Annotated in this window: 13 protein-coding genes; 9 read left to right on the forward strand and 4 right to left on the reverse strand. The window is 66.0% G+C overall.

Annotation, left to right across the window (positions count from 1 at the left end; all coding sequences use genetic code 11):
* Window positions 1-18: 18 nt before the first annotated feature.
* Genes CBW24_RS05300 through CBW24_RS05310 form a run of 3 tightly spaced genes read right to left on the reverse strand, consistent with a single transcriptional unit; the run spans window position 19 to window position 2,730 of the window.
* Window positions 19-195 (reverse strand): DUF2474 domain-containing protein, encoded by a 177-nt coding sequence (locus CBW24_RS05300; protein WP_088662148.1) that lies wholly within the window; start codon window positions 193-195, stop codon window positions 19-21.
* The gene (gene cydB / locus CBW24_RS05305; RefSeq protein WP_097372903.1) at window positions 179-1,189 is read right to left on the reverse strand and encodes a cytochrome d ubiquinol oxidase subunit II; all 1,011 of its coding nucleotides are present in this window, start codon (window positions 1,187-1,189) and stop codon (window positions 179-181) included. The genes CBW24_RS05300 and cydB overlap by 17 nt, the downstream gene beginning before the upstream one ends.
* Entirely contained in the window at window positions 1,189-2,730 is a 1,542-nt protein-coding gene (locus CBW24_RS05310) for a cytochrome ubiquinol oxidase subunit I (protein ID WP_097372904.1), read from the reverse strand. Before CBW24_RS05310 ends, cydB begins: the two co-directional genes overlap by 1 nt.
* Before the next feature lie 314 nt (window positions 2,731-3,044).
* Here CBW24_RS05310 and rpiA point away from each other — a divergent pair, with 314 nt between their 5' ends.
* From rpiA to CBW24_RS05355, 9 genes are all read left to right on the forward strand, one after another.
* Window positions 3,045-3,827, forward strand: coding sequence for a ribose-5-phosphate isomerase RpiA (gene rpiA, locus CBW24_RS05315; protein ID WP_088662145.1), 783 nt, complete (start codon window positions 3,045-3,047; stop codon window positions 3,825-3,827).
* Window positions 3,828-3,910: 83 nt separating this feature from the next.
* A complete protein-coding gene (gene gor, locus CBW24_RS05320; RefSeq protein ID WP_097372905.1) occupies window positions 3,911-5,266 on the forward strand; it encodes a glutathione-disulfide reductase in 1,356 nt (451 codons plus the stop codon).
* A gap of 239 nt (window positions 5,267-5,505) precedes the next feature.
* Window positions 5,506-6,711, forward strand: a complete 1,206-nt coding sequence (gene hflK, locus CBW24_RS05325) for an FtsH protease activity modulator HflK (protein ID WP_097372906.1) — start codon at window positions 5,506-5,508, stop codon at window positions 6,709-6,711.
* 1 nt (window position 6,712) lies between these two features.
* Window positions 6,713-7,789, forward strand: coding sequence for a protease modulator HflC (gene hflC / locus CBW24_RS05330; RefSeq protein WP_097372907.1), 1,077 nt, complete (start codon window positions 6,713-6,715; stop codon window positions 7,787-7,789).
* A 12-nt stretch (window positions 7,790-7,801) separates the two neighbouring features.
* The gene (locus CBW24_RS05335; RefSeq protein WP_088662141.1) at window positions 7,802-7,993 is read left to right on the forward strand and encodes a DUF2065 family protein; all 192 of its coding nucleotides are present in this window, start codon (window positions 7,802-7,804) and stop codon (window positions 7,991-7,993) included.
* A gap of 123 nt (window positions 7,994-8,116) precedes the next feature.
* Window positions 8,117-8,980 carry a hypothetical protein gene (locus CBW24_RS05340; protein WP_097372908.1) on the forward strand — a complete coding sequence of 288 codons (864 nt, stop codon included), beginning with the start codon at window positions 8,117-8,119 and terminating at the stop codon, window positions 8,978-8,980.
* Window positions 8,981-9,094: 114 nt separating this feature from the next.
* A complete protein-coding gene (locus CBW24_RS05345) occupies window positions 9,095-9,673 on the forward strand; it encodes an MOSC domain-containing protein (RefSeq protein WP_097372909.1) in 579 nt (192 codons plus the stop codon).
* Between the two features lie 631 nt (window positions 9,674-10,304).
* Window positions 10,305-11,222 carry a bifunctional methylenetetrahydrofolate dehydrogenase/methenyltetrahydrofolate cyclohydrolase FolD gene (gene folD, locus CBW24_RS05350; RefSeq protein ID WP_088662138.1) on the forward strand — a complete coding sequence of 306 codons (918 nt, stop codon included), beginning with the start codon at window positions 10,305-10,307 and terminating at the stop codon, window positions 11,220-11,222.
* A gap of 188 nt (window positions 11,223-11,410) precedes the next feature.
* Complete coding sequence (locus CBW24_RS05355) at window positions 11,411-12,259, forward strand: LytTR family DNA-binding domain-containing protein (RefSeq protein WP_232530148.1); 849 nt, start codon at window positions 11,411-11,413, stop codon at window positions 12,257-12,259.
* Here CBW24_RS05355 and pdeM read toward each other — a convergent pair.
* A complete protein-coding gene (gene pdeM, locus CBW24_RS05360) occupies window positions 12,241-12,939 on the reverse strand; it encodes a ligase-associated DNA damage response endonuclease PdeM (RefSeq protein WP_097372910.1) in 699 nt (232 codons plus the stop codon). The two genes, CBW24_RS05355 and pdeM, sit on opposite strands and share 19 nt — an antisense overlap.
* Window positions 12,940-12,999 lie beyond the last annotated feature (60 nt).

Genomic DNA, 12,999 nt, shown 5'->3' on the forward strand with positions numbered 1-12,999 from the left:
CGCCGCGGGCGGACCCTGTCAGCCGGGCATGATCGCCAGCCGGATCACATAGGCCACCAGTCCCAGCGCGGTGACGCTGGCCATCCAGATCAGCGCGAACCACCCCACCCGCCGCAGCCAGTGGCGGCGGGGCTGTGCCGGGGCGGGGCGTGCGGGTTGGGCCGGGCGTTCGGGGCGCTCAGTGGTATCCGGCATCTGGATCGATCTTTCCCCGGAATACCCAATAGGCATAAGCGGTGTAGCACAGGATCAGCGGGATCAGCACCGCCGCGCCCACCAGCGTGAAGGCGAGGCTTTCGTCAGGCGCGGCCGCTTCGACGATGGTCAGCGACGGCGGCACGATATTGGGATAGAACCCGATGCCCAGCCCGATGAACCCGGTGACGAACAGCCCCAGCGCGGCGATGAACGGGGTGCGTTCGCGCCCGCGCAGCAGCCCGCGAAACAGCATCAGCCCGCAGGCCGCGACCAGCGCGGGCACCAGCACGACATAGCCGATGCTCCAGCCCGTGAACCACGCGCTGTAATAGCTGGCATCGAGGAAGGGCATCCATGCGCTGACGATGGCGATGGCGGCGAGAAGCGCGATCCCGGCGAGCTTGGCCAGGTCGCGCATATGGCTTTGCAGCGGGCCTTCGGTCTTCATCACCAGCCATGTCGCGCCCAGCAGCGCATAGCCCGCCACCAGCGCCGCCCCGGTGAACAGCGAAAACGGCGTGAGCCAATCCCACCAGCCGCCCGCATAGGCGCGGTTCTCGACCTCGATCCCCTGCACGAGCGCGCCAAGCGCGATGCCTTGGGTGAAGGTGGCCAGAAGCGAGCCGCCGAAGAACGAGAAATCCCACACGCCGCGCCAGCGCTTTGCCCGCCAGCGGTATTCAAAGGCCACGCCACGGAACACCAGCGCCAACAACATCACCGTGATCGGCATGTAGAGCGCGGGCAGCACCACCGCATAGGCCAGCGGGAACACGGCGAACAGACCGCCGCCCCCCAGCACCAGCCATGTTTCGTTGCCGTCCCAGACCGGCGCGACCGAATTCATCATCAGGTCGCGGTCGCGGTTGGAGCGGGCAAAGGGAAACAGGATTCCGAGTCCAAGGTCGAACCCGTCCAGCACCACATAGGTGAGCACGGCAAAGGCGATGAGCCCCGCCCAGATGAAGGAAAGCTCTGGCAGCCAGTCCATCAGCGGTCTCCTTTCGGGGTGTCGTCATGGCCGGTCTGGCGGCGCGGCGGATCGGGCACCTCGTCCTCGGCGTAGCGGGGATCGGCGGTGGTGGCCTCGCTATGGGCTTCTTCGCTGCGCGGGCCGCCAGCGGCGCGGTTCCCCATCATGTCAGGCTCCATCTGGGTGCCCGGCGTGATCCCCGCTGCCCGAACCGGCCCGTCACGCAGACCCATGCGCACGGTGTTAGGGGCTTTGTTCATCATCAGCAGGATATAGATCGTGCCCGCCCCGAAGATCAGGAAATAGACCACGATGAAGGCGATAAGCGACGCCGCGACTGCCGGTGCCGCGACGGGCGCGAGCGAGTCGGATGTGCGCAGCAGGTTGTAGACGGTGAAGGGCTGACGCCCCACCTCGGTCGTGATCCAGCCCGCCAGCACCGCGACAAAGCCCGACGGTCCCATCACCAGCGCGGCGCGCAGCAGCCACGGCGTGTCATAGAGACGCCCGCGATAGCGCAGCCACAGGCTCCAGACCCCGATGCCCAGCATGGCAAAGCCGAGGCCCACCATGATGCGGAAGCTCCAGAACACGATCTCGACCGGGGGTTCATCTTCGTCCGGGATGGTGTCGAGCCCGTCCATCGGCGCGTTCAGGTCGTGTTTCAGGATCAGGCTGGACAGTTTCGGGATCTCGATCGCGTAGCGGATTTCCTTGGCGTCCGGGTCGGGGATGCCGAACAGGATCAGCGGCGCGCCGTCGGGATGGCTGTCGTAGTGACCCTCCATCGCCATGACCTTCTGCGGTTGATATTCCAGCGTGTTGAGCCCGTGCGCATCGCCCGCAAAGATCTGGATCGGCGTGACCAGCGCGGCCATCCACATCGCCATCGAAAACTGGCGGCGCGCCTCCTTATGGTCTTTGTGGCGCAGGATATGCAGCGCGCCCACCGCCGCCACGACAAAAGCGGTCGTCAGGTAGGCCGCCAGCACCATATGCACCAGCCGGTAGGGGAAGGACGGGTTGAACACGATCTGCCACCAGTCCACCGGCACAAACTGTCCCACATCGTTGATGCCGTAGCCCGCGGGCGTCTGCATCCAGCTGTTCACCGACAGGATCCACGTGGCCGACATCAGCGTGCCAAGCGCGACCATCGCGGTGGCGAACATGTGCAGCCCGTCGCCCACACGCTCCCGCCCGAACAGCATGATGCCCAGAAACCCTGCTTCGAGGAAAAACGCCGACAGCACCTCATAGGCCATGAGCGGGCCCAGCACCGGGCCGGTCTTATCCGAAAACACGCTCCAATTGGTGCCGAACTGGTAGGACATGACGATGCCCGACACGACGCCCATGCCGAAGGCCACGGCGAAGATTTTCTTCCAGTAGTCGAAGAGGTGCAGATAGGTGCGGTCGCGGGTTTTCAGCCACAGCCCGTTCAACACGGCAAGATAGCTGGCCAGCCCGATCGAAAACGCGGGGAAGATGATGTGGAACGAGACGGTGAAGGCGAATTGCAGCCGTGCCAGCGTCTCGGCGGTGAATGCCTCGGGCATCTGGAAAACCCCGTGTGATCCCTTTGGCACCGAACCTAGAGAGACGCCGCCTTGGCGCAAGTCGGGTGTGCGCATTTGACCGCCCCAATACGGGCCGCAAGGCCGGGGTTTTGGCGGGGCTGCTGCGCTCTGTCGCACCTTCCGGGCGGGTAGGGCCGGGGGCATGCGGTGCGGGGCAGGTGGACCGGGCGGCGTCAGGACCGCGCCAGGGCCGCGCCGGGGCGGCGTCGCAGGCCGTGAGGGTGCCCGGCTTTTGCCCCTCGCGGCGCAGGCGTTTTCCGCCTATAAAGCCGCCGACTTGAAGGGATGCTGTCATGACTCAGGAACTTTCGCCCATCGACAAGGCCAAATTCGTCGCGGCCCGCCGCTCGGTCGATTATATCGAGGACGGCATGCGCGTCGGGCTCGGCACCGGCTCCACCGCGGCGTGGATGGTGCGGTGTCTGGGCGAACGGATGCGCGAGGAAGGCCTGCGCATCACCGGGGTTCCGACCTCATCGCGCACCGCCGATCTGGCGCGCAAGATGGGCATCAAGGTCGTGTCGCTGGACGAGGCCAAATGGCTCGACGTGACCATCGACGGGGCTGACGAATTCGACGGCGATCTGAACCTCATCAAGGGCGGCGGCGGCGCGCTGCTGCAAGAGAAGATCGTGGCCACCGCATCCGACCGGATGGTCGTCATCACCGACAGCGCCAAGGAGGTGAAGACGCTGGGCGCCTTCCCGCTGCCGCTGGAGGTGATCCCGTTTGGCTGGCAGACCACCCGCGCGCTGATCGAAGAGACGCTGGTCAACATGGACGTGCTGGGCCGCGAGGTGTCGCTGCGCATGAATGACGACGTGCCCTACATGACGGATGAGGGGAACTATATCCTCGACCTGCATCTGCGCCGGATCGGCAATCCGCGGCAGCTGAGCCTTGTCGTCAATCAGGTGCCGGGCATCGTGGAAAACGGGCTGTTCATCGACATCGCGGACGTTGTGGTGATTGGCCATGGCGACGGCGCGGTCGAAGTGCGCGATCTGGCCGATGGCAGCGTGCGCGAAGGCCATGTCGATGTCGACGAGAGCACCAACATCTTTACCGATATCTGACAGGTTCGGTCCTGTCCGGGGCCGCACGCGGCGGGCCGGGGCCGGACCACACCGTCCACTACAGACTTAAAGGCAGGGTTATCATGAGCTTCGACTACGATCTCTTCGTCATCGGTGGCGGGTCCGGCGGGGTGCGTGCGGCGCGGGTCGCCGCAGCCGAGGGCGTGCGCGTCGGCTTGGCCGAGGAATACCGCATGGGCGGCACCTGCGTGATTCGCGGTTGCGTCCCCAAGAAGCTGATGGTGTTCGCGTCGAACTATGGCGAGGCTGCCGACGATGCCGCCGATTACGGTTGGGACACGCGGCCCGGTCATTTCGACTGGCTGAAATTCCGCAAGCGTCTGGATGCGGAGCTTGAGCGGCTGGAAGGCGTTTATCGCCGGTTGCTCGACGGGTCCGGCGTGACCGTGCACGACGCGCGCGCCACGCTGAAGGACGCCCATACCGTGAGCCTGTCCACCGGCGAGGAGATCACGGCAAAGCATATTCTGATCGCCACCGGCGGGCGGCCCGCGCTGCCCGGCCTGCCCAACGAAGAGTTGGGGATCACCTCAAACGAAATCTTTAATCTCGAAAAGTTGCCCGAAAGCATCCTGATCGTCGGCGGCGGCTATATCGCGTCCGAATTCGCCTGCATCCTGCACGGGCTGGGCGTGAAGGTGACGCAGTATTACCGTGGCGCGCAGATCCTGCGCGGTTTCGATGACGAGGCGCGCGGCCATATCTCGGCCGATATGATCCGCCGGGGGATCGACGTGCAATGCGGCGCGACGGTGATCGAGATGGAGCGCGACGGCGACCGCATCCGCACCAAGACCGCCACCGGCGAGGAGGCGCATTTCGATCAGGTCATGTTCGCCACCGGACGCGCGCCCAATACCGAAGGTCTGGGTCTGGAAGAGATCGGCGTCGAGCTGGGCCGCAAGGGCGAGATCGTCGTGGACGAGTATTCCCAGACCGCCGTGCCGTCGATCTATGCCATTGGGGACGTGACCGACCGGCTGCAACTGACCCCCGTCGCGATCCGCGAGGCGATGGCCTTTGTCGAGACGGTGTTCAAGGGCAACCCGACCGCGCCCGATCATGAACTGGTGCCGTCGGCGGTGTTCACCCGCCCCGAGTTCGGCACCATCGGCCTGACCGAAGAGCAGGCGCGCGAGCAGGGCCCGATCGAGGTTTACGAGACCTCGTTCCGCCCCATGCACCGCGCCTTCATCGACCGGCAGGACCGGATCATGATGAAACTTCTGGTCTGCGCCGACACGCGCAAGGTGCTGGGCTGTCACATCGTCGCCGATCAGGCGGGTGAGATGATCCAGTTGATCGGCATCGCGGTGAAGATGGGCGCGACCAAGGAAGATTTCGACCGCGTCGTGGCCGTGCATCCGACGATGGCCGAGGAACTGGTGACCATGAAGACGCCGACCCGCACCGCGTGAGGCTGTGCCTGTCACGGTGACTGTGATGGCGCCTGTCACGGCGGCGGGCGGTCGCCGTGACGCCACTAACGCGCGCAGTTGTGCTGTGTGGCGGGGTCAAGGGGGCTCACTCCCGCTGACATTTTCTGACAGGGTGGTGAGCAAGCGGAACCGCATGACAGCGATGGCTTGTATTTGCGGCCTGAATGGCCACCTTAACTGCAACAGAACTGAAAAGAACGAAGAGGGATAGACAGCCTATGGCAGGACATAGCGGAGGGCCCTGGGGAGGCGGAAATTCCGGCGGCTCAGGTTCAGGTGGCGAGCGGGGCAGCGGCCCCGGCGGGCAAGGTGGCGGTCAGCGCCCCGGCAACGAGCCGCCCCGTGGCCCCGGCCGCCGTCCGGGCGGCAACAACATGGCGGATATCGACGACCTGATGCGCCGCGGGCAGGACCAGTTGCGGGTGCTGATGGGCGGTCGTGGCAATGGCACTGGCGCACCGTCCGGCCCAAGCGGCCCCGGCGTTGGCAAGGGCGCTCTGGGCCTGATCGCGCTGGCGCTGGTGGCGCTGTGGCTGTTTGCGTCGCTCTATACCGTGCGGCCCGAAGAACGCTCGGTCGAGCTGTTCTTGGGTGAATTCAGTTCTGTCGGCGATCCCGGTCTGAACTTCGCGCCGTGGCCGCTGGTCACCGCCGAGGTCGTTTCGGTGACGCGAGAGCGGTCCGTGACCATCGGTGTGCGCGACGGCAATTCGAACATGCAGTCCGGCCTGATGCTGACCACCGACGAGAACATCGTCGATATCGATTTCGAAGTTGTCTGGAACATCAACGATCCGGCGAAATTCCTGTTCAATCTGGCCGAACCTGACCAGACCATCACCGCTGTGTCGGAAGCCGCTATGCGCGAGGTGATTTCCGCCTCCGAACTGGCGCCGATCCTGAACCGTGACCGTGACCTGATCGCTGATACCGTGATGACGTTGATCCAGGAGACGCTGGACCAGTATGACAGCGGCATCAATATCGTGCGGCTCAACCTTGACCGGGCCGACCCGCCCGAGGAGGTCATCGACGCCTTCCGCGACGTGCAGGCCGCCGAGCAGCAGCGCGAGCGTCTGACCCGCGAAGCCGACGCCTATGCCAACCAGGTTCTGGCCGCCGCCCGCGGTGACGCCGCTCAGGCGCTGGAGCAATCCGAAGGCTATCGCGCCCGCGTGGTGAACGAGGCCGAAGGTGAGGCCAGCCGCTTCTCCGCGATCCTCGAAGAATACCGCAAGGCCCCCGAGGTCACGCGCAAACGCCTGTATCTGGAAACGATGGAGCGGGTGTTCTCGGGCGTGAACAAGGTCATCATCGACGGCGAGGCCGGCGAGGGCGTGGTGCCCTATCTGCCGCTCGACCAATTGCGCGGCGGCGTGGGGCGCACCACCACCGGCCAGCAACAGCAAAGCGGAGGCAACTAAGATGAACCGTCTGACAATTCCCCTGATCGGGCTGGTCATCGTCATTGCCATCGTGTCGTCCTCGATTTTCATCGTCGATGAACGCAACAAGGCGCTCGTCCTGCAATTCGGTCAGATCAAGGCCGTGAAGGAAGAGCCCGGTCTGGCGTTCAAAATCCCGCTTATTCAGGATGTCGTGCGCTATGACGACCGCATCCTGTCGCTGGAAACCGACACGATCGAAGTCACGCCGTCGGATGACCGCCGTCTGGTCGTCGACGCGTTTGCCCGCTACCGCATCGAAGATGTGGTGCAGTTCCGGCAGGCTGTCGGTGTGGGCGGTGAACGTGCCGCCGAGGATCGCCTGCGGTCGATCCTGACCACGCAGGTTCGTGCGGTTCTGGGCTCCGAAGGGGTCACATCCAACACGATCCTGTCGAGCGAGCGGTCGGACCTGATGCAGCGCATTCTGGAAGCCGCGCGTGCGCGGGCCGGATCGCTGGGCCTGACCGTCGTCGATGTGCGGCTGAAGCAGACCAACCTGCCGACGCAGAACCTCGACGCTACCTTTGCCCGGATGCGGGCAGAGCGGGAACGTGAAGCGGCGGATGAAATCGCGCGCGGTAACGAAGCCGCGCAGCGGATCAAGGCGCAGGCCGACCGGACCGTGGTGGAACTGGTGTCCGAGGCACAGCGGGAGGCCGAGATCATCCGCGGTGAGGCCGACGCGACGCGGACCACGATCTATGCCGATGCGTTTGGTCAGGGGCAGGAATTCTTTGCCCTGACCCGGTCGCTGGAAAGCTACGAGCGCGCCCTGTCGGGGAATAACTCGACCATGGTGATTTCGCCGGACGGGGAGTTCTTTGAATACCTGAAAGGTGCGGGCACCGGCGTCACGGCGGAGATCGAGGGCACGGCCACCCCCGCCGCAGAAGCGGACGCGCAGGCCGAGGATGAGGCTAGTGCCGATACCGGCGCAGATGCGGCTGAAGCTGAGGCAGACACGGGCGCCGACACCGGTGTCGCACGGGTCGATCCCGCCGCGCCGGAGGCCGCCGAGGATGCGGCCTCCGCCGATGCCGATGCCACCCAGTAATCGGGCGGCATCATGACGGTGATCCTGCTCGCTCTTGGGCTGGTGTTCATTCTGGAGGGGCTGGTGCTTGCACTGGCCCCTTCGCGTTTGGAACGGCTGCTGGAGATGCTTGTCGCCATGCCGGTAGAGGCGCGGCGGCTGCTGGGCCTGCTGACCGTGACGGGCGGCGGCATGCTGACCGCGCTGGCGCTGTGGCTTCTGTAACCGGCCCGAGGGGGCCGGGCGCGCATTAACCATCGGTTAACTTAACGCTTAGTTAATCCGGCGAGGCCGGGGCAAAACCGGGACATCCGGCGGGTGGGGGCCTGTCAATTCAGGATCTGCACGATGCCCTTTTCCTTGCCACTTGTCCGGCCATCCGGGCCGGTTCCCCGCAGCCGCACCGCTGTTTGCGCCCGTTCCACGATCTGTGCCCGCCGCGTCGCCGCGGTGCTGGGGCTTGCGCTGGCGCTGGCTTTGCCTGCCGGGGCGCGTGCGCAATCCGACAGCGGTCTGGGGCTGATCGCGGGGGAGGTGCGGCTGGAGGCGCAGACCGGCGGTGACGCGGGCATGGGCAGCGTCGCCTTGGGCAGCATCTGGCAGGTCGGCAGCCATCATCTTCTGCAACTGGACCTTGGCGCTGCTGCCTATGACAGCGTTCGGACCGGGCGCATCGCCGGGCATCTGAGCCTGCAAACCGCGCCGGGCCGGAAATACGGGCTGTTTGGCGTCTATGAGGATGTCGATGAGGCCGCCGTCCAAAGCTACCTTGGCGGGGTCGAAGCGATGTGGGCGCTTGCCCCCGGCCTGCGGGCCGAAGGGCAATTGGGCGCGGGTGTGGTGCAGCCGGCCAGCACCGATTTCCTGTTCGGCGCCGGACGTCTGACCCGCGCGGCGGGCGCGGTGGAATTCGCCGCAGGCTATCAGATCGCCGCGATTGACGAACTGGATATGGGGCTGACGGTGCATAGCGTCGATCTGGGCGTGGCGCGGGTGCGCGGCCCCTTGCGGCTGGGAGCGGCGCTGCGTCACGACCGGATTACGGGGAGCGGACGCGGAGCGGACCATCGCGACACGGCGCTGGTGCTGTCGGTCGGCTGGCGATTTGGCGGCAGGGCCGGGCAGGGCGGCGATCAGGGTGTCGGCGACCGGCTGTTCCACACGCCGCGTCCCGTGGCGCCGCTTTGGCGGGCGGGGGTGATGCGGTTCTGAGCGCCGCGCGGGCCCGACCCGGCATGACGCGGGATGTGGATGGGGCGGGGCTTGTGATCGTCTGCGGGCGCGGCCATGCTCCGCGCGACTTGCCTCTCTGCGAAGGACGCGCTCATGCCCGCTCTCATTCCCACCGATATCGTCGGCCGCATCACTTGGCTGGGGTATGTGCCCGACCGCGATGCCGCGCTGAGCAGCATCCCGGTCGAGGAAATCCATGCCAGCTTTGCCGGGCTGGAGGGGGAGGCGCATGGCGGGCTGACGCGACCGTCGTGTTCGCGGGTGACATCGCAGCATCCTCGGGGCACCGAAATTCGCAATGTGCGGCAATTGGCGGTGCTGTCGCAGGAAGAGTTGGACGCCATCGCGGGCGAGTTGGATCTGGAGCGGCTGGACCCGGCGCTGACCGGCGCGTCGCTGGTGATCGAGGGCATCCCCGATTTCACCCATGTGCCGCCGTCCAGCCGATTGCAGGCCGCGTCCGGCACGACGCTTGTCGTCGATATGGAGAACCAGCCCTGTCAACTGCCCGCGCGCGAGATTGAGATGCATTTGCCGGGGCATGGGCGCGGGTTCAAGGCCGCAGCGGCGGACCGGCGCGGCATCACCGCATGGGTGGAGCGTGAGGGGATGCTGCGTGTGGGCGAGGAAATCCGCCTGCATGTGCCCGCGCAGCGCGCATGGGCGCCGTGAGCCGCGCAGCAAAAAGGGCGCCATAAGGCGCCCTTGGGCCGGGGATGTGCCGGATGATCCGCACGGACCGGTCCCGATGGCCAGCGCGGTGCGGCCTAACGCCCGGTCCCGCGCCGCAGTCTCGCCCCCCCTGACAGGACGCTGGACACATCTCAACCAGGCGGGAGGAACAGAGCCCCGCTGAAAGCGTCTGGCGATGTAGGCGAATTGTGGCGCTGGGGCCGGGCGATCCTGAGGCAGACAGGATCAGGGGACAGGGTCGTGATAGGCAGTCAGGCGATCACTATGGGCAATCGTTGCGGACGATGGCTCAGAACAAGGCCAGAACGGTGGTTGCAAGAGCCATTCCGGTGGCGAGGCCCATCGAGAGGGTAAAAGTAGCGGTCTTCATGGCGTCAGCCTCCGTTTGAAGTCTGGTTATGCAACGCCCTGATCCCGCATTGGTTCCCGACAAGGCGCAGGTTTCTGCCGACAGGCTTGCAAATCCCGTGTTCTGGGGCGATTGCCCTTGCATCAGCCGAGGGGGGCGATTCGACGCGCGGCGCGGGGGCGGAACGGCCTTTCACCCGCGCGCAACGGGGTCACCGGCCCGCAGGTCACCGCATCGTCGGCACGACGGAAAGGATATCGCATGAGCGCCCGGATCATCGATGGCAAAAGCTTTGCCGCCACCCTTCGCGACCGTGTCGGCACGGAAGTGTCCCGCCTGAAAGACAGCTACGGCGTCACGCCCGGACTGGCCGTGGTGCTGGTGGGCGAAGATCCGGCAAGTCAGGTCTATGTCCGCAACAAGGGCAAGCAGACGCTGGAAGCGGGGATGCATTCCGTCGAGCATCGGCTGGCGGCGGAAACGACCGAGGCCGATCTGCTGGGCCTGATCGACAGCCTGAACGCCGATCCCGCGATCCACGGTATCCTTGTGCAATTGCCGCTACCGGGGCATCTGAATTCCGATCTGGTCATCAACGCCATCGATCCGGCCAAGGATGTGGACGGGTTCCATATCTCCAATGTCGGTCTGCTGGGCACGGGGCAGAAGGCGATGGTGCCCTGCACGCCGCTGGGCTGCATCCTGATGCTGCGCGATCTGCATGGCGATCTGTCGGGGATGGAGGCCGTGGTTGTCGGACGCTCCAACATCGTGGGCAAGCCGATGGCGAACCTGCTGCTGGGCGAAAGCTGCACGGTGACCATCGCGCATTCGCGCACCCGCGATCTGGCCGAAACCTGCCGCCGGGCCGATATCCTCGTCGCCGCAGTGGGCCGCCCGGAAATGATCCCCGGCGACTGGGTGAAACCGGGCGCGACGGTGATCGATGTCGGCATCAACCGGATCGCCGCGCCGGAAAAGGGCCAGAACGACGATGGCAGCGCCAAGACCCGGCTGGTGGGGGATGTCGATTTCGCATCCGCCAGTGCCGTGGCCGGGGCGATCACCCCCGTGCCCGGCGGTGTCGGGCCGATGACCATTGCCTGCCTGCTGGCCAACACCGTCACCGCCGCCTGCCGCATCCACGGTCTGCCGGAGCCCGAAGGGCTGGCTATCTGACCGGCTGGCCATCCGAAGCCCCGCGCGCGGGGCGGCAGGACTGCGAGTGGTGTCGCCAAGGGGGCGCAATCATGTTGCGCGCAAGTGACGGTTGACAAGGCAGTCGTTGCGGGGGAAGACCCGTAGGCATTGATGCTTTAAGTTATAATGATTGCTGTATCACCGTGATACCGGGAGAGCTCGGCACGATGCTTGACATTTTTACACGCATAAAGACCGAACTGAACGACGGTCTCAAATGGCTTGTGTTGGCGATACTGACCTTGGGCGTGTCCTATGCCGGGCCGTTCGGCACCTATGACACCATGAGCTGGCCGGTGCGATTTGGCTACTGGGGCACGGTCAATGTGGTCAGCATGGTGTTCGGGGCGAGCTGCCGGGCGATCGCGCTGCATTATCTGGGCCGCTACAGTTACTGGATCGGGGCGCTGGCCACCACGGTGCTGATGACGCTGACCTTTACGCCGACGCTGCTGTTTATCATTCGCCTGTGGCAGGGGCCGGTTCTGGGCGCGTCCGCGCTGCCGCCGCTGTCGCTGTCGGTTGCTTTTGTCACCGCGCTGATCCTGCTGGCGGTGCTGCTGTTGCAGCGCCACAAGGCCCGCGTGGAGGCCAAGATCCAAGCCCGCGCCGCATCCGAGATCGAGGAGCGTGTGGAAGAGGTGCGCAAGACCATCCCCCCGATCCGCGCGCTGCCGCGTCTGCTGGACCGGATCGAGCCGGAATTGCGCGGGCCGTTGGTGCACCTGACCGTGCGGGATCATTACGTCGATATCACCACCACCAAAGGCAGCAGCGCGATCCTGATGCGGTTGTCGGACGCGATTGCGGAAACCGAAGGCTTTGCCGGGATTCAGGTGCATCGCTCGCATTGGGTGTCGCTCGACGCCGTGCGCGGCTCGGTCACCTATAAGGGGCGGTTGTTCCTGTTGCTGTCGAATGGCAGCGAAGTGCCGGTGTCGCGCGGCTACCGCGCGGCGGTCGAGCAGGCGGGCCTGTTGACCGAAGCGCCGGAGCTTCAGCGCCAGCCAGCCTGACGCCGCACCCCGCCGCGTCCCGGCCTGAGCGGCACGGCAAGCGCCCGTGTGCCGCCGGTCAGCACCGCGATACCCCCTTTGCCGAACAGATCCGCCAGCGGCGCGGCCTGCGCCGACAGCCCGCCCGTATAGGTGCCGTAGGCGGGCATCACCGTGCGGCAGCCATCAATCAGGAAACACGGGCGCGCCGGGCCGCTGATGCGGTGTTTCGGGTGGTAATGGCCGGAAATCTCGGCCTCGTCCGGCGCGACGGCCACCTGCGCGATATGGCGGAAGGTCACCCCGTCCAGCCGAAATGCGCTGTGATGTTCGCCACCCATCGCGACCGGGCCGGGATCGTGATTGCCTTCGATCCAGATCCAGCGCCGCCCGGCCATCATGCGGTTCAGCGGCGGCAGGGCTTCGGCCTCGACCTGCGCGGCGGCGGCCAGATCGTCAAAGCTGTCGCCCAGACAGACCACCACTGCCGGATCGAGCGCGGTGATGTCGCGCGCCAGCCGGTCAAGCGTGTCGCGGGTTTCATAGGGGGGCAGCAGCCCGCCGCCGCGCCGTGCCATCCGCTCGGATTTTCCCAGATGCAGGTCCGAGACACAGAGCAGCCGGTGCAGCGGCCACCACAGCGCGCCGGTGGGGCGCGCCACCAGCGTGGCACCGCAGAGCGTGAATGCATGTCCGTTCATGGCCTGTTCCATATCGCCGGAGTGCCCCGCCCGTGGCGGCGCGTCAAGGGGGGGCGGTGG

Source organism: Pacificitalea manganoxidans (assembly GCF_002504165.1).
In the GTDB taxonomy this organism is placed as follows: domain Bacteria; phylum Pseudomonadota; class Alphaproteobacteria; order Rhodobacterales; family Rhodobacteraceae; genus Pacificitalea; species Pacificitalea manganoxidans.